Consider the following 20,560-nt stretch of genomic DNA (forward strand, 5'->3'; position numbering starts at 1 on the left):
TTATTGCGAGGAAAGCTCTATGCTAAATGATTTTCAAGTTTTTGATTATGAAGATATCCAACTCATCCCAGCAAAATGTGTGGTTAAAAGTCGATCTGAGGCAGATACACGAGTGAAGTTTGGTAATCACACCTTCCGCTTGCCAGTTGTACCGTCTAATATGCAAACGATTATTGATGAGTCGGTTGCGGAAGAGCTTGCTCGAGGTGGGTATTTTTATATTATGCATCGTTTTGATGAAGAAGGGCGCAAGCCATTTGTTAAACGAATGCATGAAAAAGGCTTGATTGCCTCTATTTCGGTTGGTGTTAAAGATTATGAATATGATTTTGTCAGTAGCCTGAAAGGAGATGCACCTGAATATATCACCATTGATATCGCTCATGGGCACTCTGACAGTGTAATTAAAATGATCCAACATATCAAAAAAGAACTGCCTGAGACTTTTGTCATTGCTGGTAATGTTGGTACACCCGAAGCGGTTCGTGAATTGGAAAATGCTGGTGCGGACGCGACAAAAGTAGGGATTGGACCAGGTAAGGTTTGTATTACCAAAGTGAAGACTGGTTTTGGCACAGGCGGTTGGCAATTATCAGCTTTGAGATGGTGTTCTAAGGTTGCCCGCAAGCCGATTATTGCTGATGGTGGGATTCGGACACATGGAGATATTGCCAAGTCTATTCGCTTTGGGGCTAGTATGGTTATGATTGGATCGCTCTTTGCCGGTCATATTGAAAGCCCAGGTGAGACTATTGAAATCGATGGTGATAAATTCAAAGAGTATTATGGTTCTGCGTCTGAGTACCAAAAGGGTGCCTACAAAAATGTTGAAGGCAAAAAAATTCTGCTACCAGCTAAAGGTCATTTACAGGATACTTTGACTGAGATGGAGCAGGATTTGCAAAGTTCGATTTCTTATGCAGGCGGTCGAGATTTGCACAGTTTGACTAGAGTGGATTATGTTATCGTTAAAAATTCTATTTGGAATGGCGATGCACATTAAGGTATAATAAAGAAAAGCTTATTTATCTTGCTAATGATTGGGGCAAGGTCTCTACAAGATGCCAAACATCTAACAATAAGTGAGTCTTACAAGTTTCCTGTTACTTTTGTAACAGGTTACTGTCGTTGTATGAGGACTTGCTTTAAGCAGGTCCTTATTTAGTTTTTTAAAGGAGATATAATGAAAAAATTAGAAGAACGAATCCTCCATGACGGAAATGTTTTAGGGGAAAATATTCTCAAAGTAGATTCTTTCTTGACTCACCAGGTTGATTTTTCTTTAATGAAAGAAATAGGCCGGGTATTTGCTGATAGGTTCCGTGAGTCAGGAATTACAAAGGTCGTGACGATTGAAGCATCTGGAATCGCCCCAGCTGTCTATACTGCTGAGGCGTTAGGAGTTCCAATGATTTTTGCTAAAAAGGCTAAAAATATTACTATGACTGAGGGGATTTTAACAGCTGAAGTATACTCATTCACAAAGCAAGTGACTTCGACGGTTTCGATTGCCGGAAAATTCTTGAGTCCTTCGGATAAGGTATTAGTGATTGATGATTTTTTAGCCAATGGACAGGCGGCTAAAGGTTTGGTTGAAATCATTCGCCAAGCAGGAGCGAGTGTTGAAGCTATTGGAATTGTCATCGAAAAGTCTTTTCAATCTGGAAGAAAATTATTGGAAGATGATGGACAAAGAGTAGTTTCTCTAGCTCGGATTGAAAAGTTTGAAAATGGAAAAGTTGTATTTGGAAAGGCAGATGCATAAGATGGAGTACAAAGAAGAAAAACATTCGCAAGCAGCCGTTCTTGGCTTGCAGCACTTATTGGCTATGTATTCGGGATCGATTTTGGTTCCAATCATGATTGCTGGAGCTTTAGGATATTCTGCTGAACAACTGACTTATTTAATTTCGACAGATATCTTTATGTGTGGGGTGGCAACCTTTCTCCAGTTGCAGTTAAATAAATACTTTGGTATTGGTTTACCTGTCGTTTTGGGAGTAGCCTTCCAGTCTGTTGCGCCTTTAATTATGATTGGACAAAGTCACGGAAGTGGTGCCATGTTTGGTGCCCTCATTGTGTCAGGTATCTATGTCGTTTTGATTTCAGGTGTTTTCTCTAAGGTTGCTGATCTTTTCCCGTCAGTTGTGACAGGGTCTGTCATTACAACTATCGGATTGACTCTCATTCCAGTTGCGATTGGTAATATGGGAAATAATGTTGAGAAACCAACTGCTCAAAGTTTAATCTTAGCAGCTGTTACTGTCCTGATCATTTTACTGATTAATATCTTTACTAAAGGCTTTGTCAAATCTATTTCAATTTTGATTGGTCTGGTTATTGGGACTTTTATTGCAGGTTGTATGGGGCTAGTAGATCTTACTCCTGTTTCTCAGGCTCCAATTGTTCATATTCCTACACCTTTCTACTTTGGTGCTCCCAAGTTTGAATTTTCTTCGATTGCCATGATGTGTATTATTGCTACAGTTTCTATGGTAGAGTCAACAGGAGTCTATTTGGCCTTGTCTGATCTTACCAAAGATCCGATTGATAGCAAACGTCTACGTAATGGTTACAGGGCTGAGGGTTTGGCAGTCTTGCTTGGAGGTATCTTCAATACCTTCCCTTATACAGGTTTTTCTCAAAATGTTGGTTTGGTTAAGTTGTCTGGAATTAAGACTCGTCTGCCAATCTACTATGCAGCAGGGTTCCTAGTTCTCTTGGGACTTGTACCAAAATTTGGTGCTTTAGCTCAAATTATTCCTAATCCTGTTTTGGGTGGGGCGATGCTAGTCATGTTTGGCTTTGTTTCAATTCAAGGGATGCAAATCTTGGCTCGTGTTGATTTCGAACACAACGAACACAATTTCTTAATCGCAGCAGTTTCTATTTCGGCTGGGGTTGGTTTAAACGGAAGTAGCCTTTTTAACAGTCTGCCTTCTAGTTTACAGATGTTCTTTTCAAATGGCATTGTCATGGCCAGTCTGATAGCAATTATTTTAAATGCTGTTTTAAATCGAAAAAATAAATAAAAGGCTGTTTTTGAACTGCACTCCAAAAATTAGATTTCTACTGTCTAACTTTTGGAGTCAGTACATTTATGGCCTTTTTCAAATAAAAAAACCGCTTGGCTAGCGGTTATAGATTATTTTGTACGCATTTCCCCTTGTGGGAAGTAGGTTCCTTCAGGCATATCGTTAATGATGACATGGACTGCAGATTGAGGAGCGCCAGTATTTCTGACAACGGCTTCAGTTACTTCCTTGGCAAGAGCTTTTTTCTGCTCCAGAGTACGACCTTCAAATAAATCAATTCTAACAAATGGCATTAGATTGCCTCCTTTATTTTCTTAACATTATTTTATCACAATTTAGGTTTTAATGCTTGTCCAATTATGGTACAATTAAATGGATTAACTTATAGAATGGAAGAAGAAAAAGTTAGAGATTATGGCTCAATTATATTATAAATACGGCACAATGAACTCAGGAAAGACTATTGAGATCTTAAAAGTTGCTCATAACTACGAGGAACAGGGCAAGGGTGTTGTGATTATGACCAGCGCGGTTGACACTCGAGACGGTGTTGGGTATGTATCAAGCCGAATTGGTATGAAACGCCAGGCAATGGCAATTGAAGATGATACAGATATTTTGGGCTATATCAAAAATTTACCAGAAAAACCTTACTGTATTTTAATCGATGAGGCTCAATTCTTGAAACGCCATCATGTCTATGATTTGGCTAGAGTGGTGGATGAGCTAGATGTTCCTGTTATGGCCTTTGGCCTAAAAAATGATTTTCGCAATGAACTTTTTGAAGGTTCCAAGCACCTCTTGCTCTTGGCTGATAAAATAGAGGAAATCAAGACTATCTGCCAATACTGTTCACGAAAAGCAACTATGGTTTTGCGAACAGATCATGGAAAACCAGTATATGACGGGGAACAGATTCAAATTGGTGGTAATGAAACTTATATCCCAGTCTGTCGCAAGCATTATTTTAAGCCAGACATTAATAATTGAATGATTGAAATAAAGGAGATGATAAAAAATCTATGAATATCTATGAACAGTTACAGGCGGTTGAAGATCGCTACGAAGAGTTAGGAGAGTTATTGAGTGACCCAGATGTGGTTTCTGATACCAAGCGTTTTATGGAGCTTTCAAAAGAAGAAGCTTCCACTCGTGACACGGTGACAGCTTACCGCGAATACAAGCAAGTCCTTCAAAACATCGTCGACGCTGAAGAAATGATCAAAGAATCTGGTGGTGATGCGGACTTGGAGGAAATGGCCAAGCAAGAACTAAAAGATGCCAAGGGTGAAAAAGAAGAATACGAAGAAAAACTAAAAATTCTTCTTTTACCCAAAGATCCAAATGATGATAAAAACATTATCCTTGAAATTCGTGGTGCAGCGGGAGGAGACGAAGCGCAGTTATTTGCTGGCGACCTCTTGCAGATGTATCAAAAATACGCTGAAAGCCAAGGCTGGCGCTTCGAAGTCATGGAGGCCTCTTATAATGGTGTAGGTGGAATCAAGGAAGTAGTCGCTATGGTCTCAGGTCAGTCGGTCTACTCAAAGCTTAAATATGAATCGGGAGCTCATCGAGTACAGCGGGTTCCAGTGACCGAAAGCCAAGGTCGCGTTCATACTTCTACGGCAACTGTCTTGGTTATGCCAGAAATTGAAGAAGTAGAATACGACATTGATCCTAAAGATCTGCGCGTTGACATCTACCATGCCTCAGGTGCTGGTGGACAGAATGTCAATAAGGTTGCGACTGCGGTTCGTATTGTCCACCTGCCGACCAACATCAAAGTTGAAATGCAGGAAGAGCGGACCCAGCAGAAGAACAGAGATAAGGCGATGAAAATCATCCGAGCTCGTGTGGCAGACCACTTTGCTCAAATTGCTCAAGATGAGCAGGATGCAGAACGCAAGTCTACAATTGGTACCGGTGATCGCTCAGAGCGGATTCGCACCTATAATTTCCCGCAAAACCGAGTAACAGACCACCGTATCGGACTGACCTTGCAAAAACTGGACACGATTTTAGCTGGTAAACTGGATGAAGTCGTTGATGCTTTGGTTCTCTATGACCAAACGCAAAAACTAGAAGAGTTGAATAAGTAATGACATTGGCTCAATATTTGGCTGAGCTAGAGCAGGAGCTGGTAGCAGCGGGAGAAGAAGCAGAAAGCCTGTCTTTCGTTTATCGGGCTCTCAATCAGCTTTCCTTTACTGACTTTGTTCTCAAACTTCGGGCAGAAGTCAGTCAAGAAGATCGTGAGCAGCTAAAAGCAATTCAAGAGCAGCTACTTGCTCACAAACCTGCCCAATATATTATTGGCAGCAGTGACTTTCACAGTCTGAATCTCAAAGTTGATGAGCGGGTGTTGATTCCAAGGCCTGAGACGGAGGAGCTGGTGGAGCTGATTTTGTCAGAAAATCCCGAAACACCTCTATCTGTCTTGGATATTGGAACAGGTAGCGGAGCCATTGCTCTTGCACTAGCAAACAGCCGTCCAGACTGGAAGATTACTGCTTCTGATCTGTCAAAAGATGCTCTTTCCTTGGCAGCAGAAAATGCTCAGTTTTGCGGACTCAACCTCACTCTTGTCCAATCTGATTGCTTGGATGCAATACAAGGAAAATTTGACATTATCGCCTCCAATCCGCCTTATATTTCAGAAGAAGATAAGGATGAAGTCGGACTTAATGTTTTGACCTCAGAGCCTCACATGGCTCTCTTTGCGGAGGAAGATGGCTATGAGGTCTACCGGAAAATAGCCGAGCAGGCAGGAGACTATCTGACAGAAAAAGGAAAAATCTATCTGGAGATTGGCTACAAGCAAGGAGACGGTGTCGTGGATTTATTGAAACAATTCTTCCCACAAAAACGAATCCGAGTTCTGAAAGATCAATTTGGCAAAGATAGAATGGTGGCGATGGACAATGGATAAAATAGAAAAGACTCTGGCAGCAGGCGGAGCAGTTGTCCTGCCAACAGAAACTGTTTATGGCCTCTTTGCACAGGCATTGAATGAAGAGGCGGTTGAGCGAGTCTATGAGTTAAAGCGAAGACCTCGCGACAAGGCTCTTAATCTTAATGTGGCTAGCTTAGAAGAGATTTATGCCTTTTCTAAGAATCAGCCCACTTATCTAGATCAACTCTACCAAGCCTTTCTGCCTGGGCCATTGACAATTATTCTCCAAGCCAATGACCAAGTGCCGACTTGGATAAACTCAGGTATGGATACTGTTGGCTTTCGGATTCCTAAACATCCGGTTACACTGGACTTGATTCGCAAGTACGGTCCCTTGATTGGTCCATCCGCCAATCTTTCTGGAAAAGTTAGTGGAACTTCTTTTCAGCAGATTGTGATGGATTTTCAAGAGCAAGTCTCGGGAGTAGAAGATGATGCTGCTTTGACAGGTCAGGATTCAACCATCCTGGACTTATCTGGAGAAAAGGCTCATATTTTACGCCAGGGAGCGATTACTCGCGAGGATATCCTCGCCCAAGTAAATGGTATAAAATTTTAACTTTTAGGACCTTGGGTCCTATTTTCGCAAAAGAAGGGAGACACCTTATGATTTTTGACCAAGAAGACTACAAAGCATTTGACCCAGAGATTTGGGAAGCAGTTGCAAAAGAAGAAGAACGTCAGCAACATAATATTGAGCTGATTGCTTCAGAAAATGTCGTTTCTAAAGCTGTCATGGCTGCTCAAGGTTCTATTTTGACCAATAAGTATGCTGAAGGTTACCCAGGTCGCCGTTACTATGGTGGTACAGATGTAGTGGATGTGATTGAGAGCCTTGCAATTGAACGTGCCAAGGAAATCTTTGGTGCTAAGTTTGCCAATGTGCAACCTCACTCAGGTAGTCAGGCTAATTGTGCAGCTTATATGGCTTTGATTGAGCCAGGTGATACTGTTATGGGTATGGATTTGTCTGCGGGTGGCCACTTGACTCACGGTGCATCAGTCAGCTTCTCTGGACAAACTTATAATTTTGTATCCTATAGCGTTGACCCAGAAACTGAATTGCTGGACTTTGATGCTATTCTCCAGCAGGCCAAAGAAGTTCAGCCTAAGCTGATTGTGGCGGGTGCTTCAGCCTACTCTCATATCATTGATTTTTCAAAATTCCGTGAAATCGCTGATGCGGTAGGTGCCAAGCTTATGGTAGATATGGCTCACATCGCTGGATTAGTCGCTGCAGGCCTCCATCCTAGCCCTGTGCCTTATGCTGATATTACAACCACAACGACCCACAAGACCTTGCGTGGACCTCGCGGTGGATTGATTTTGACAAATGACGAAGAATTGGCTAAGAAAATTAACTCAGCTATCTTCCCAGGCATTCAAGGTGGCCCATTGGAGCATGTCATTGCAGCCAAAGCAGTTGCTTTTAAAGAAGTGTTTGATCCAGCTTTCAAGGTTTATGCTCAGCAGATTTTGGATAACGCCCAAGCTATGGCGCAAGTCTTTCGTCAGCATGATAAGTTCCGTGTGATTTCTGATGGAACTGAAAATCACCTTTTCTTAGTCGATGTCACTAAAGTTGTAGAAAATGGGAAAGTCGCTCAAAATCTCTTGGATGAAGTCAATATTACCCTTAATAAAAACTCCATCCCATACGAAACTTTGTCACCATTTAAGACTAGTGGAATTCGTATCGGTACAGCAGCTATTGCAGCTCGAGGATTTGGCGTAACAGAAAGTATCAAGGTTGCAGAACTCATCATCAAAGCTCTGGAAAATGCTGAAAACGAAGCGATACTGAATCAGGTACGTGCTGAAGTTCGCGAATTGACGGACGCTTTTCCACTCTATGAGGGCTTGAACTAAGATGGATATTTACGTAAAAAAAGCGATTATTCATCAATTCAGCCCAGCTGATACCGAACTGCTATTGGCGGATAAGTTTCTCAACATTACTCCTAAGATTGAAGAGTACCTGCGCAAGAAGATTGAGCGGGTCTATTCTGACGATGCTAAAACAGGTGTTTTCGATCCCGAAAACATCTTTTTATCCCAACTTTCAGATGACTTGCTGAAAACATCAGTGACAGTTGCTAAGCTTTGGCAGGAGGAGTTTTCAGTCAGTGAAAACCAGAAAACCAACGATCTGATTTTTGTCCAGTTTGACAAAGAGGGTGTGGAGCACTTTGCTTTTCTGCGGATTGCTCTGCGGGAAACTCTGACCCACTTGGGTGGTGAGGTGGACAATCCTATCAAACTAACTCAGAACAATCTGCCTGGCTTTGGTACAGGTGCGGATGAGGCTGTTGTCATCAATCTCAGATCTCGCAAGTACCACCTGATTGAAAAGCGTATCAAGTACAACGGTGCCTTTCTCAATTACATGTCAGACAATCTCTTGCAGGTCAATCCGACAATCTCAGCCAAGAAATCAATTAAAACTTTAGAGAAAACAGCTCAGAGGGTTGCTGAAAGTTTTAATAAAGACGATTTCCAGTTCCAGTCCAAGGTCAAGTCCAGCATTTTCAAAAATCTGGAAGAAAATGACGAACTGTCGCCTGAGAAACTGGCTGATGATCTTTTTGACAACAATCTAACAGCTCGTCTTAGTTTTATTGACCAAGTCAAGGAAGCTATTCCTGAGCCAGTCAAATTTGATGAGATTGACAGCAGTCGCCAGAAGAAAAAGTTTGAAAATCAAAAACTCTCCCTTTCAAATGGAATTGAGCTCATCGTTCCAAATAATATCTATCAGGACGCAGAGTCAGTAGAATTTATCCAGAACGATAATGGCACCTATTCTATTTTGATTAAGAACATCGAGGATATCCAAAATAAATAATGTTTAAATTTCTAAGAAGACTGATTCTAGTCCTTTTTGTGCTATTTGCTGGCTACAAGATTTATCAGATTCATCATGATGTCAAGCAGGTTATGAAATATCAGACTTTAGTCAGAGAGGTGCTGGACGAGCATGACACGGCGGCCAATGAAGAATTGGTGCTGGCCATGATTTATACAGAGACCAAGGGAAAAGACACAGATGTCATGCAGTCCAGTGAAAGCGCGACTGGTCAGACTGATGCTATTAGAGACAACAAAGAAAGTATTCGTCAGGGCGTCCAGACCTTATCTGATAACCTGGAGTTGGCTAGCAAGAAAAAAGTAGATGTTTGGACAGCAGTACAAGCCTATAATTTCGGTCAAGCCTATATCGACTACGTAGCTAAAAACGGTGGCGAGAATACACTGGAGCTGGCCAAAAAGTATTCCAAAGAAGTAGTAGCACCAAGCTTAGGAAATGTAACCGGCAAGACCTATGGCTACTATAACTTGATTTCAATTTTCCACGGCCCAGAGCTCTATATCAATGGAGGAAATTATTATTATTCCCGTCAGGTCAAGATGAATATGCACATCATGCGACTCTTAAAATGGTTTTAGAAAGAAGCAATCAAGCTTCTTTCTTTTTATTGGTATAAATCAGCAATTCATTTGCTTGTAACCATCATTGATACATGATATAATTTTGTACAAAATTAAGATGGAGGATTCATATGAAAAAGAAATATTCCGTTCTCCTTTTGTTAGTCATCTTTATTATTTTTTCATCATTGTTTTTTCTGAAAAATAGCAATACAAAACTTAGATCAAATGAGTTTGTCCAATCTACCACCCCAACCTTATTCTTTCACGGTTATGGTTCCAGCGCCAATGCTGAAAGGCATATGACGGAATCAGCTAAAAAGGCTGGTGTAACAGAAACAATTATTCAAGCGAACGTTGACAGAAAGGGGCAGGTCACTTTAAGAGGCCGTATTCCCAAAGGTGCAATCAATCCAATTATCATGGTTCAATATGAGGACAATAGAAATCCTGACTATTTACAAGATGCTGCATATGCTAAAGCAGTAGTCGAAAAACTTAAGCAAGCTTATGGATTTCAAGAAATGAAGATGGTGGGGCATTCTATGGGAAATATGTCCATTCTTTATTACCTTTTAGAATATGGAAGTGAAGAAAATCTACCTAAATTGACTAAGCAGGTTAATTTGGCGAATCATGTAGCTGGTCTAGAGAATTGGAACCTTCCATCAAACTTGACCTTAGATCCTCAAACAGGACAGCCTTCTGCAATGAATGAACAATATCAAAAGCTTACTGGATTAAGAGAGGTTTATCCTGACAAACAAATAGACGTTCTGAATATCTATGGTGATATTGGTGGAAATACAGATGGATCAGTCCTAAACATTTCATCAAAAGCGCTAAAATATTTGCTAATCAATCATGCTAAATCCTATAAGGAAGTCAAAATATCTGGGCGAGGAGGCCAGCATAGCAGATTGCACGAGAACTCTGAAGTAGATAAGCTTTTAATAGACTTTTTGTGGAGAAAATAAGAGAATTTTAGCTTCAAACAGTTTTCTTGCCAAAGGAATAAGATAAAAGAACAGAGAGTTTTACACTAATTATGAATCTTTAAGGACTCTTTTTATATTTTCTTTATGCAAACCTTTTCCACTTTGAAAAAATCTGATATAATGGGGTGGAATAAAAGAATCAGAGGAGAGGACAATGTCTAAAAAAATCATTGGTATTGACCTTGGTGGTACCTCCATCAAATTTGCAATTTTAACTCAAGAAGGACAAATTCAAGAAAAATGGTCTATAAAAACAAATATTTTAGATGAAGGAAGCCATATCGTTGATGATATGATTGAATCAATTCTTCATCGTTTGGACTTGCTTCAGCTAACTGCAGATCATTTCTTGGGAATCGGAATGGGTTCTCCTGGAGTGGTAGACCGTGAAAAAGGTACTGTTATTGGTGCCTATAACCTAAACTGGAAAACCTTGCAACCCGTAAAAGAAAAAATTGAAAAAGCTACTGGAATTCCATTCTTTATCGACAATGATGCGAATGTCGCAGCATTGGGGGAACGCTGGATGGGAGCTGGAGAAAATCAGCCTGATGTTGTTTTTATGACCTTAGGAACTGGTGTAGGTGGCGGTATTGTCGCTGAAGGTAAACTTCTTCATGGCGTTGCCGGTGCAGCAGGAGAGCTTGGGCATATTACTGTTGATTTTGATCAGCCAATTCCATGTACTTGCGGAAAGAAGGGCTGTTTGGAAACCGTTGCGTCTGCGACAGGTATTGTCAATTTAACTCGTCGGTATGCTGATGAGTATGCTGGTGATGCTGAATTAAAGAAACTCATCGATAATGGAGAAGACGTCACAGCTAAAACAGTCTTTGATTTAGCGAAAGAAGAAGATGAGTTAGCCCTTATAGTTTATAGAAACTTCTCTCGTTACCTAGGAATTGCTTGCGCGAATATTGGATCAATCCTTAATCCATCTACGATTGTTATCGGTGGCGGTGTATCAGCTGCTGGACCTTTCTTGTTAGAGGGAATTCAAAAGGTTTATGACGAAAATACCTTCCCTCAGGTTCGTACATCAACAAAATTAGCTTTGGCAACTCTAGGAAATGATGCTGGTGTTATCGGTGCAGCATCCTTGGTTCTTCAATAATTTTAAAATCCATTTTATTCTCCTGCAGACTCTGTGGGAGAGTTTTTATGGGAATTTTGTTATACTAAAAGTTGTTTACTGTTGAAGGAGATCTAATGACAAAAGCTGATACGATTTTTAAAGAAAATATTAGAAAAATTTTAGAAGAGGGAGTATTCTCTGAAAATGCCCGTCCACGATACAAGGATGGAAATGTGGCTAACTCCAAATACATCACTGGTTCTTTTGCTGAGTACGATTTGAGCAAAGGAGAATTCCCGATCACGACTCTGCGCCCTATTGCCATTAAGTCTGCCATCAAGGAAGTACTCTGGATTTATCAAGACCAGTCTAATAGTCTGGAATTGCTCAACGATAAGTACAATGTTCACTATTGGAATGACTGGGAAGTTGGCGATACGGGTACCATTGGTCAGCGTTACGGAGCGGTTGTTAAGAAGCATGATATTATCAATAAAATTCTCCAACAACTAGCAGCTAATCCATGGAATCGTCGCAACATCATTTCTCTATGGGATTATGAAGCTTTTGAAGAAACAGAAGGCTTGCTCCCGTGTGCTTTCCAAACCATGTTTGACGTTCGTCGTGTGGATGGAGACATTTATCTGGATGCGACTCTGACTCAGCGGTCAAATGATATGTTGGTTGCTCATCACATCAACGCTATGCAGTATGTGGCTCTGCAGATGATGATTGCCAAGCATTTTGGCTGGAAGGTAGGCAAGTTCTTTTACTTTATTAATAACTTACACATCTATGACAATCAGTTCGAGCAGGCGGAGGAGCTGTTGCGTCGAGAACCTAGCGACTGTCAGCCACGGCTCGTTCTAAATGTGCCTGACGGGACCAATTTCTTCAATATTAAAGCAGAGGATTTTGAGTTATTAGACTATGATCCAGTTAAACCTCAGCTCAAATTTGATTTAGCAATTTAATTTCAATAATTCCTACCGAAGTTTTTCGGTGGGATTTTTCTTTCGTAGCAGATAATTGCAGGAAAGATATAAAGTGGTATAATGACAATAGATATAACTGTTGCAAACGCTTACCTTTGGAGGTGCTAATATGATAGCTGGTTTTTTAAAGATGCATAGACCAAAACAATCTTGGGGTCTTGTATTATCTATCGCTTTGCTTGCAATTCTTGTCTTATTCTTCCAAGTAGCAGAAGTCAAAGCTGATGATCAAGTTCGCTTAAATCACTGGAGAGTAGAGAAGAGAGAGCAATCTTCAGTTGAAGTGCTTGATGGTTCGAAACAGATTGAATCTCGAAACCACAAGAAGACTTTAAGAGAGAAACGGAAATCTCTTGCTCTTCGCTGCCATGGAAAGGGGCCCAAAAACAAACAAAATCAAACAAGTGGTGAAGAGACTGCTACAGAGGAAAAGTCAAAAAAGAGAGATGCTTGTGATGTAGATCCTAATACTGATAATTCGGAGACGGAGACCGCTTCTGTTGAACATAAAAGATCAGATTCTACAGTATTATATATTTCTGCATTTGGAGTTTTAGCTCTTTTGGTAGTTTACATTCTATTTATGAAGGCGAAAAAAAATAAATCTTAAATCCAAAGTTTAATTCGATAACCTCAATGGTTATCGAATTTTTATCTGCTTTCACTTGGAAATAAATGAAGAGAAGTGGTAGTCCAATCAAGTCTTTTTTTATATTTTTTGATAGAATAGAAATATCAATTAAAAGGATTATGAAATGACTAAAAAGATTGCGGCGATTTGGGCACAAGATCAAAATGAGCTGATTGGAAAAAATCAATCCTTGCCTTGGCATTTACCAGCAGAGTTAAAGCACTTTAAAGAAATTACTTCTGGTCATGCTATTTTAATGGGAAGAGTGACTTTCGATGGTATGGATCAGCGTGTTTTACCAAACCGGACAAGTCTTATTCTGACTAAGGATCCGAATTATACTGTTGAAAATGAATCTGTCTTAATATTTCACGATTTGCCTTCTGTTTTAAAGTGGTATGAGGAACAGGAGAAAAATCTTTATATCATTGGCGGTGGTCAAATTTTTTCCTTATTTCAGCATCATTTAGATGAAATTATTAAAACTGAAATTCATGCTTGTTTTGAGGGTGATACTTATTTTCCAAAGGATTTTGACTTAAGAGCATTTAGAGAAGTCAATAGCCAATTTCATCCTAAAGATGACAAGAATTTGTATGATTTTACCGTGAAAGTTCTAGAAAGAAAGGGTTCATAAAAAGTGGAAAGAAGTGTTTTTGGGGTTTTTACGGCCTTTTTGTGCGCCATTTGCCTTGTTTGTTCCGTACAAACTTTTAGAAAAAGGCGGTATGGTTTGTCCATTTTATTTTTGCTTAATGCCTTTACAAATTTAGTGAATAGTATTCACGCTTTTTATATGACTTTATTTTAATTTGACGAATATATATTAAAGGGAGACTAGTATTATGCCTACAAATCGTAATGAAGAGATGATGGTATATTGTTCATTTTGTGGGAAGAACCAAGATGAGGTTCAAAAGATTATTGCGGGTAATAACGCTTTTATTTGTAATGAGTGTGTAGAATTAGCACAAGAAATTATCCGTGAAGAATTAGCCGAAGAAGTCTTAGCTGACTTGTCAGAGGTTCCAAAACCTCAAGAATTATTGCATATTCTAAACCATTATGTCATCGGTCAAGAGCGCGCTAAAAGAGCGCTAGCTGTAGCAGTATATAATCACTACAAGCGCATTAATTTTCACGACAGCCGTGAAGAAGATGATGTTGAATTGCAAAAATCAAATATCTTAATGATCGGTCCAACGGGTTCTGGAAAAACTTTTCTTGCTCAGACCTTGGCTAGAAGTTTAAATGTACCGTTTGCGATTGCTGATGCGACAGCTTTAACAGAGGCTGGTTATGTCGGAGAAGATGTAGAAAATATTCTTTTAAAACTTTTGCAGGCGGCTGATTTCAATATCGAACGTGCAGAACGCGGAATCATATACGTAGATGAGATTGATAAGATCGCTAAAAAGAGTGAAAATGTTTCTATCACGCGCGATGTATCAGGTGAAGGAGTACAGCAGGCTCTCTTAAAAATTATTGAGGGTACTGTAGCAAGTGTTCCGCCTCAAGGAGGTCGCAAACATCCGCAGCAAGAGATGATTCAGGTTGATACCAAAAATATTCTTTTCATCGTTGGTGGTGCCTTTGATGGGATTGAAGAAATTGTAAAACAACGTTTGGGCGAGAAAATTATTGGTTTTGGTCAAAATAACAAAGCTATCGATGAAAACGAGTCCTACATGCAAGCTATTATTGCTGAAGATATTCAAAAATTTGGAATTATCCCTGAATTAATTGGTCGTTTGCCTGTTTTTGCTGCTCTGGAACAACTGACTGTAGACGACTTGGTTCGTATTCTTCGCGAGCCTAAGAATGCTTTGGTTAAACAATACCAGGCTCTCTTGTCTTACGATGATGTTAAACTAGAGTTTGATGATGATGCTTTACAGGAAATCGCGAACAAGGCCATTGAGCGCAAAACTGGGGCCCGTGGTCTACGTTCTATCATCGAAGAAACCATGATGGATGTTATGTTTGAAGTTCCAAGTAAAGAAAATGTGAAACTTGTCCGAATCACTAAGGAAGCTGTTGATGGTACTGATAAGCCAATTTTAGAGACTGCTTGAGGTAGAACATGGAAATTAACACACATAATGCAGAAATTTTGCTGAGTGCGGCTAATAAATCTCACTATCCTCAAGATGATATTCCAGAAATCGCTCTTGCTGGTCGATCTAACGTCGGTAAATCAAGTTTTATTAATACGATGCTTAATCGTAAAAATTTAGCGCGTACATCTGGGAAACCTGGGAAAACTCAATTGTTAAACTTCTTCAATATTGATGATAAACTTCGGTTTGTTGATGTTCCTGGCTATGGTTATGCTAAGGTTTCAAAGACTGAACGTGCTAAATGGGGAAGAATGATTGAAGAATACCTGACCAGCAGAGAGAATCTGCGAGCTGTAGTCAGTTTAGTTGATTTACGACACGATCCAAGTGCGGATGATGTTCAAATGTATGAATTTTTGAAGTACTATGAAATTCCAGTGATTCTTGTAGCAACAAAAGCAGATAAGATTCCTCGTGGGAAATGGAACAAACATGAATCGGCAATCAAGAAAAAACTAAATTTTGATCCGGCTGATACATTTATTCTCTTTTCATCAGTAGATAAAACTGGTATGGATGCATCTTGGGATGCTATCTTAGAAAAAGTGAATGAATAACAAAAAAGCAGAAGAGCACTTCTGTTTTTTTACTAAGAAAAAGTAAAACTGTCATGAAATTGTAATCAATTCGCATTTTATGTCATTATTTATTATGCTACAATTATTATAGTATTTTTTAGGAGTTAAGACTATGAAGAAGAAAATGAGTGCACTTTTAGCAGTGATGACAGTATTTATGTCTGCTATTATGATTAGTGCTTTACTAGCAAACAATACTAAGTCAGTTGATGCTAACGAAGAACAAACAGTTCAATACTACAATCCAACTGAAGTATTTATTTCTCAGATAGCAGAATCGGCTCGTCAATTGGGTCAGGAAAATGACTTATATGCTTCTGTAATGATCGCCCAAGCTATTCTTGAAAGTAATTCAGGTCGTTCAGGATTGGCTTCAGCGCCTCACTACAATCTCTTTGGTGTAAAAGGACACTATGGTGGCCAGTCTGCTACAATGCTTACTTGGGAAGATGATGGTCAAGGTAATGCGTATAATATTGATGCAGAATTCCGTTCTTACCCAAGTTATTATGAATCTTTACAGGATTATGTAGCAATTCTTCGACAAGGTTATTATGCGAATGCTTGGAAGAGCAATACGACTAGCTATCAAGATGCAACCGCAGCTTTAACTGGTGTTTATGCGACAGATTCAAGTTATAATGCAAAATTAAATTATATTATTGAAAAGTATAACTTGACTCAATATGATACTCCCAGTTATCAGCAAGCATACAGTGGCGATCTTGTTTATAATATTTATCGTCAGCAGTATACTAGTCAAGAAATATTGGACGAAGACGTCGCTTGGGCGAATCGTTAAACGAAAAAGTAGGAAAAGAATTAGGAAAAGATCCTAATTCTTTTTTTCTTAAAATTCAAGAAAACGATTTCGTAATTCTTCATTTTATGTTATAATAGTCATAATATTTTTTAAGGGGAAATTAGTATGGCTGAATCGTCATTTATCACAAAGGTTGCATTTGCTTGTCAGAAGAAAGAGGCTTTATTTGATAGCAGTAAGGCAAAGTATGCTGTTCGTTCTATGTATGCTGGGGCTTTTCTAACTTTAAGTACTGCTGCAGGAGCGATTGCTGCAGACGTTATTAACAAGATAGTACCAGGATCTGGGCGCCTTTTGTTTCCTTTCATATTTGCTTGGGGATTGGTATATATCCTCTTCTTAAACGCTGAGTTAACAACATCAAACATGATGTACTTGACTGCAGGAACGTTTTTGAAAAAAATTAAATTTTCTAAAGCCTTGCTGATTTTACTGTACTGTACTTTCTTTAATCTAGTTGGGGCAGCGGTTATTGGCTGGATTTTCAATCAAACAGTAGCTTATGCTGGATTGACACCGGATGGCTTCGTTGGGACAGTTGTTGCAAACAAGCTTAGCCGAGGTAATAGTGTAGTTTTATTTGAAGCTATTGCGGCTAACATTTTTGTAAATGTTGCTATTTTATCATTCTTATTGATTAAGAGTTCTACAGCAAAAATGTGGATCGTCATTTCAGCTATATATATGTTCGTGTTTTTGACTAACGAACACTTGGCTGCAAACTTTGCTTCTTTCCCATTGATTGCTTTCAATAAGATTGCTACTCAGGTCCAAGGATTTGATGTTTTCAATATTTTAAGGCATTTCAGCATTACATTTATTGGTAATGTAATTGGTGGTGGTTTGCTGATTGGTCTTCCATATGCTTGGATGAACAAAGACGAAGAAACGTACGTTGATTAGATATAATTAAAAAAAGTTCAGGAAAACCTGACTTTTTTTCTTTTTTTGTGTTATAATAGATAAAATTTATTGGAAATAGAAAGTTTTCAGATAATGAACAAATCTTATTTTTACCTAGATATGAAAACTCATGAACTTCTTGTCCCATATAGCCAGACAAAACGTAGAGTTCGTGTCTTATTACCGAAAAATTACTCAGAGAATCTTGAAAAAAGTTATCCTGTTGTTTATTTTCATGATGGACAAAATGTTCTTTATAGTAAAGAGTCTTTCAGCGGTCATTCCTGGAAGATTATTCCCATTATCAAACGCAATCCTGATTTAGAAAAAATGATTGTCGTTGCAATTGATAATGATGGAGTCAATCGAATGAATGAATACTCGGCGTGGAAGTATAAAGAAATGAATATTCCAGGTGTTTCTTTTGGTGGTAAAGGCAGTGAGTATGCTGAGTTCGTTATGGATGTCGTTAAGCCTTTTATTGACGAAAATTATAGAACTAAATCAGATTTCAAACATACGGCTATGATCGGGAGCTCTTTAGGTGGCAATATTACTCAGTTTATGGGTGTTGAATATGAAGACCAAATTGGTTGTCTCGGTGTTTTTTCATCCGCTAATTGGCTTCATCAAGAAGATTTTGATCGCTATATCAAGCGTCAATCACTTAAACTGAATCAACGGGTCTTTATTTATGTTGGAACCGATGAGGCAGATGATACGGATAAAACCTTGATGGCTGGTAATATAAAACAAGCTTATATTGATTCATCTGTTAAATACTATCGTCAGCTCTTAGTTGCTGGTATAGATATTGACAATCTTGTTTTAAAAATTCAGGCTGGTGCCGAACATAACGAGATTGCTTGGTCAGAACATTTACTTGATTGCCTTCGTTTTTTAAGTGAGCAGTGGTAAATACAGTCTATAGGAAATGATCTTAATGTATCAAAGAAAGGAGTCTATTATGCATGTTGAATTTTTAAGTCATTGGAGTGGAAATCTTAATCGAGAAATGTATGTTAATCGCTATGGACATTCTGGTCTTCCTGTTCTCGTCTTTGCCTCTTCTGGTGGAAGTCATAATGAATATGCAGACTTTGGCATGATTGATGCTTGCTCTGGTTTTATTGAAGCTGGTAAAGTACAATTTTTTACTTTGAGCAGTGTTGATAGTGAAAGCTGGTTAGCAGATTGGAAGAGCCCGCACGATAGAGCAGAGATGCATCGTGCTTATGAACACTATGTCATCCAAGAAGCCATTCCTTTTATTAAACATAAAACGGGCTGGTTTGATCCTATGATGACGACAGGCTGTTCAATGGGTGGTTATCATGCTATGAATTTCTTTCTTCAACATCCCGATGTTTTTAATAAAGTAATTGCTCTTAGCGGTGTCTATGATGCACGATATTTTTTAGGTGATTATGGGAACGATGAGGCTGTTTATCAGAACTCTCCAGCTGACTATATTTGGAATCAAAATGATGGCTGGTTTATTGATCGTTATCGACAAGCAGATATCATTGTTTGCACCGGTCATGGAGCTTGGGAGGCGGATGGATTGCCATCTTTTTATACTTTGAAAAGAGCTTTTGATTATAAACAGATTCCTGCTTGGTTTGCTGAGTGGGGCCATGATGTGGCTCATGACTGGGTCTGGTGGCGTAAGCAAATGCCATATTTCCTTAACGAACTCAACCTTTAATGGAGGTCATTTATGAATTATATCGTTATATCCCCTTATTATCCTCAAAATTTTCAACAATTCACAATTGAATTAGCTAATCAAGGTATTAATGTTTTGGGAATTGGCCAAGAGCCTTATGACCAGCTAGATCAACCTTTAAAAGATGCTCTGACAGAATATTTCCGTGTTGAAAATCTCGAAAATCTTGACGAAGTAAAAAGAGCTGTTGCCTTTCTCTTCTATAAGCATGGGCCTATTGATCGGATTGAATCTCATAATGAATATTGGTTGGAGCAGGACGCTCAGCTTCGTGAACAATTTAATGTCTTTGGAGCTAAGCCAAAAGATTTGAAGAAAACAAAATTTAAGTCTGAAATGAAAAAACTCTTTAAAAAGGCTGGTGTTCCTGTTGTGCCTGGACAGGTTGTCAAGACCATTTCAGGAGTTGACTTAGCTGTTAATAAACTTGGTTTACCTTTGATAGCTAAACCAGATAATGGTGTAGGAGCAGCAGCGACTTTTAAATTAGAGACGAAAGAAGACGTAGAACATTTCAAATCAGAATGGAATCAAGAAACAGTTTATTTCTTTGAAAAGTTTGTTCAGTCAGGTGAGATTTGTACATTTGATGGTTTGGTAGATAAAGATGGTAATATTGTCTTTTCAACTACCTTCGACTATGCCCATACACCTTTAGATTTGATGATCTATAAGATGGATAATTCCTACTACGTCCTCAAGGATATGGATCCCAAGCTCCGTGCTTACGGAGAAGCAATTGTTAAAGTCTTCGGTATGAAAGAGCGTTTTTTCCATATTGAGTTCTTCCGTGATGGGGATGATTATGTGGCAATTGAGTACAATAACCGTCCTGCGGGTGGTTTTACAATTGATGTTTATAATTTTGCTCATTCAATTGATCTTTACAAAGGATATGCGGCTATTGTAGCAGGAGAGCCTTTCCCAGCTGCACACATGGCACCTCAGTTCTGTCTTGCTACTTCGCGTCGCGCTTCAACTAATTATGCATATGCTGAGGAAGAGTTGCTGGAAAAATATAAAGATAACTTCAAGGTAAAGAAAGACATGCCTGCTGCTTTTGCAGAGCTACAAGGAGACTACCTTTATATGTTGACTACCCCTAGTCGCGATCAAATGGAGCAAATGATTGAAGATTTCGCCCAAAAAGCAGACTAAGCTAAATCATTCATTTCTATTATTTAACAGTTTAAAAAAGCTAAAAACTAATCTAGCATAAAAAGATTGTGAAATTTTTGTTTAAAGTTCTAAAACCGGTCTATTCAACGGATAGACAGGTTTTTCTTTG

General features: G+C 39.0%; 23 protein-coding genes and 1 riboswitch. Of the genes, 22 read left to right on the forward strand and 1 reads right to left on the reverse strand.

Going from position 1 to position 20,560, the window contains the following annotated elements:
* Positions 1-19: 19 nt before the first annotated feature.
* The 3 genes from guaC to HMPREF2780_RS00900 all read left to right on the forward strand — a co-directional run bounded on the left by guaC (position 20) and on the right by HMPREF2780_RS00900 (position 3,032).
* On the forward strand, positions 20-1,003 hold the full coding sequence (gene guaC / locus HMPREF2780_RS00890; protein ID WP_008808651.1) for a GMP reductase: 984 nt from the start codon (positions 20-22) through the stop codon (positions 1,001-1,003).
* Positions 1,002-1,099, forward strand: a riboswitch (purine riboswitch). Its footprint overlaps the gene before it by 2 nt.
* Before the next feature lie 84 nt (positions 1,100-1,183).
* Entirely contained in the window at positions 1,184-1,765 is a 582-nt protein-coding gene (locus HMPREF2780_RS00895; protein WP_008808652.1) for a xanthine phosphoribosyltransferase, read from the forward strand.
* A 1-nt stretch (position 1,766) separates the two neighbouring features.
* On the forward strand, positions 1,767-3,032 hold the full coding sequence (locus HMPREF2780_RS00900) for a nucleobase:cation symporter-2 family protein (RefSeq protein WP_037622361.1): 1,266 nt from the start codon (positions 1,767-1,769) through the stop codon (positions 3,030-3,032).
* 113 nt (positions 3,033-3,145) lie between these two features.
* Here the strand turns inward: HMPREF2780_RS00900 and HMPREF2780_RS00905 are convergent, their stop codons facing one another.
* Complete coding sequence (locus tag HMPREF2780_RS00905; protein WP_001117401.1) at positions 3,146-3,328, reverse strand: 4-oxalocrotonate tautomerase; 183 nt, start codon at positions 3,326-3,328, stop codon at positions 3,146-3,148.
* A gap of 121 nt (positions 3,329-3,449) precedes the next feature.
* On the opposite strand from HMPREF2780_RS00905, the gene HMPREF2780_RS00910 reads away from it, so the two are divergent.
* From HMPREF2780_RS00910 to HMPREF2780_RS01005, 19 genes are all read left to right on the forward strand, one after another.
* The gene (locus tag HMPREF2780_RS00910) at positions 3,450-4,025 is read left to right on the forward strand and encodes a thymidine kinase (RefSeq protein WP_008808654.1); all 576 of its coding nucleotides are present in this window, start codon (positions 3,450-3,452) and stop codon (positions 4,023-4,025) included.
* Between the two features lie 32 nt (positions 4,026-4,057).
* Positions 4,058-5,137 carry a peptide chain release factor 1 gene (prfA, locus tag HMPREF2780_RS00915; protein ID WP_048775986.1) on the forward strand — a complete coding sequence of 360 codons (1,080 nt, stop codon included), beginning with the start codon at positions 4,058-4,060 and terminating at the stop codon, positions 5,135-5,137.
* Positions 5,137-5,967 carry a peptide chain release factor N(5)-glutamine methyltransferase gene (gene prmC, locus HMPREF2780_RS00920; RefSeq protein ID WP_048775984.1) on the forward strand — a complete coding sequence of 277 codons (831 nt, stop codon included), beginning with the start codon at positions 5,137-5,139 and terminating at the stop codon, positions 5,965-5,967. Before prfA ends, prmC begins: the two co-directional genes overlap by 1 nt.
* Positions 5,960-6,550, forward strand: a complete 591-nt coding sequence (locus HMPREF2780_RS00925; protein ID WP_048775981.1) for an L-threonylcarbamoyladenylate synthase — start codon at positions 5,960-5,962, stop codon at positions 6,548-6,550. The genes prmC and HMPREF2780_RS00925 overlap by 8 nt, the downstream gene beginning before the upstream one ends.
* Positions 6,551-6,597: 47 nt before the next feature.
* On the forward strand, positions 6,598-7,860 hold the full coding sequence (glyA, locus tag HMPREF2780_RS00930; RefSeq protein ID WP_105025964.1) for a serine hydroxymethyltransferase: 1,263 nt from the start codon (positions 6,598-6,600) through the stop codon (positions 7,858-7,860).
* A 1-nt stretch (position 7,861) separates the two neighbouring features.
* The gene (locus HMPREF2780_RS00935; protein WP_045774037.1) at positions 7,862-8,836 is read left to right on the forward strand and encodes a nucleoid-associated protein; all 975 of its coding nucleotides are present in this window, start codon (positions 7,862-7,864) and stop codon (positions 8,834-8,836) included.
* On the forward strand, positions 8,836-9,438 hold the full coding sequence (locus tag HMPREF2780_RS00940; RefSeq protein WP_061595751.1) for a lysozyme family protein: 603 nt from the start codon (positions 8,836-8,838) through the stop codon (positions 9,436-9,438). The genes HMPREF2780_RS00935 and HMPREF2780_RS00940 overlap by 1 nt, the downstream gene beginning before the upstream one ends.
* 113 nt (positions 9,439-9,551) lie before the next feature.
* The gene (locus tag HMPREF2780_RS00945; RefSeq protein ID WP_060970606.1) at positions 9,552-10,397 is read left to right on the forward strand and encodes an alpha/beta hydrolase; all 846 of its coding nucleotides are present in this window, start codon (positions 9,552-9,554) and stop codon (positions 10,395-10,397) included.
* A 175-nt stretch (positions 10,398-10,572) separates the two neighbouring features.
* Positions 10,573-11,532, forward strand: coding sequence for an ROK family glucokinase (locus tag HMPREF2780_RS00950; RefSeq protein WP_060970607.1), 960 nt, complete (start codon positions 10,573-10,575; stop codon positions 11,530-11,532).
* 95 nt (positions 11,533-11,627) lie between these two features.
* Positions 11,628-12,467 (forward strand): thymidylate synthase, encoded by an 840-nt coding sequence (locus tag HMPREF2780_RS00955; protein WP_105025965.1) that lies wholly within the window; start codon positions 11,628-11,630, stop codon positions 12,465-12,467.
* Positions 12,468-12,597: 130 nt separating this feature from the next.
* Positions 12,598-13,098, forward strand: a complete 501-nt coding sequence (locus HMPREF2780_RS00960; protein ID WP_045634819.1) for a hypothetical protein — start codon at positions 12,598-12,600, stop codon at positions 13,096-13,098.
* A gap of 145 nt (positions 13,099-13,243) precedes the next feature.
* Positions 13,244-13,756: a dihydrofolate reductase gene (locus HMPREF2780_RS00965; protein WP_045634820.1), complete on the forward strand. Its 513-nt coding sequence runs from the start codon at positions 13,244-13,246 to the stop codon at positions 13,754-13,756.
* A gap of 208 nt (positions 13,757-13,964) precedes the next feature.
* Entirely contained in the window at positions 13,965-15,194 is a 1,230-nt protein-coding gene (clpX, locus tag HMPREF2780_RS00975; protein ID WP_008808666.1) for an ATP-dependent Clp protease ATP-binding subunit ClpX, read from the forward strand.
* A gap of 8 nt (positions 15,195-15,202) precedes the next feature.
* Positions 15,203-15,796 (forward strand): ribosome biogenesis GTP-binding protein YihA/YsxC, encoded by a 594-nt coding sequence (gene yihA / locus HMPREF2780_RS00980; RefSeq protein WP_045634822.1) that lies wholly within the window; start codon positions 15,203-15,205, stop codon positions 15,794-15,796.
* 133 nt (positions 15,797-15,929) lie between these two features.
* Positions 15,930-16,619 (forward strand): glucosaminidase domain-containing protein, encoded by a 690-nt coding sequence (locus HMPREF2780_RS00985; protein WP_012000547.1) that lies wholly within the window; start codon positions 15,930-15,932, stop codon positions 16,617-16,619.
* A 126-nt stretch (positions 16,620-16,745) separates the two neighbouring features.
* Positions 16,746-17,543: a formate/nitrite transporter family protein gene (locus HMPREF2780_RS00990; RefSeq protein ID WP_045634823.1), complete on the forward strand. Its 798-nt coding sequence runs from the start codon at positions 16,746-16,748 to the stop codon at positions 17,541-17,543.
* A 93-nt stretch (positions 17,544-17,636) separates the two neighbouring features.
* Positions 17,637-18,461, forward strand: coding sequence for an alpha/beta hydrolase (locus HMPREF2780_RS00995; RefSeq protein ID WP_045634824.1), 825 nt, complete (start codon positions 17,637-17,639; stop codon positions 18,459-18,461).
* 49 nt (positions 18,462-18,510) lie between these two features.
* A complete protein-coding gene (locus HMPREF2780_RS01000; RefSeq protein ID WP_045634825.1) occupies positions 18,511-19,251 on the forward strand; it encodes an esterase family protein in 741 nt (246 codons plus the stop codon).
* A gap of 12 nt (positions 19,252-19,263) precedes the next feature.
* Positions 19,264-20,430 carry an ATP-grasp domain-containing protein gene (locus tag HMPREF2780_RS01005; protein ID WP_105025966.1) on the forward strand — a complete coding sequence of 389 codons (1,167 nt, stop codon included), beginning with the start codon at positions 19,264-19,266 and terminating at the stop codon, positions 20,428-20,430.
* Positions 20,431-20,560: the final 130 nt, after the last annotated feature.

Origin of the sequence: Streptococcus sp. HMSC062B01, from assembly GCF_001811085.1 — a bacterium.
In the GTDB taxonomy this organism is placed as follows: domain Bacteria; phylum Bacillota; class Bacilli; order Lactobacillales; family Streptococcaceae; genus Streptococcus; species Streptococcus gordonii.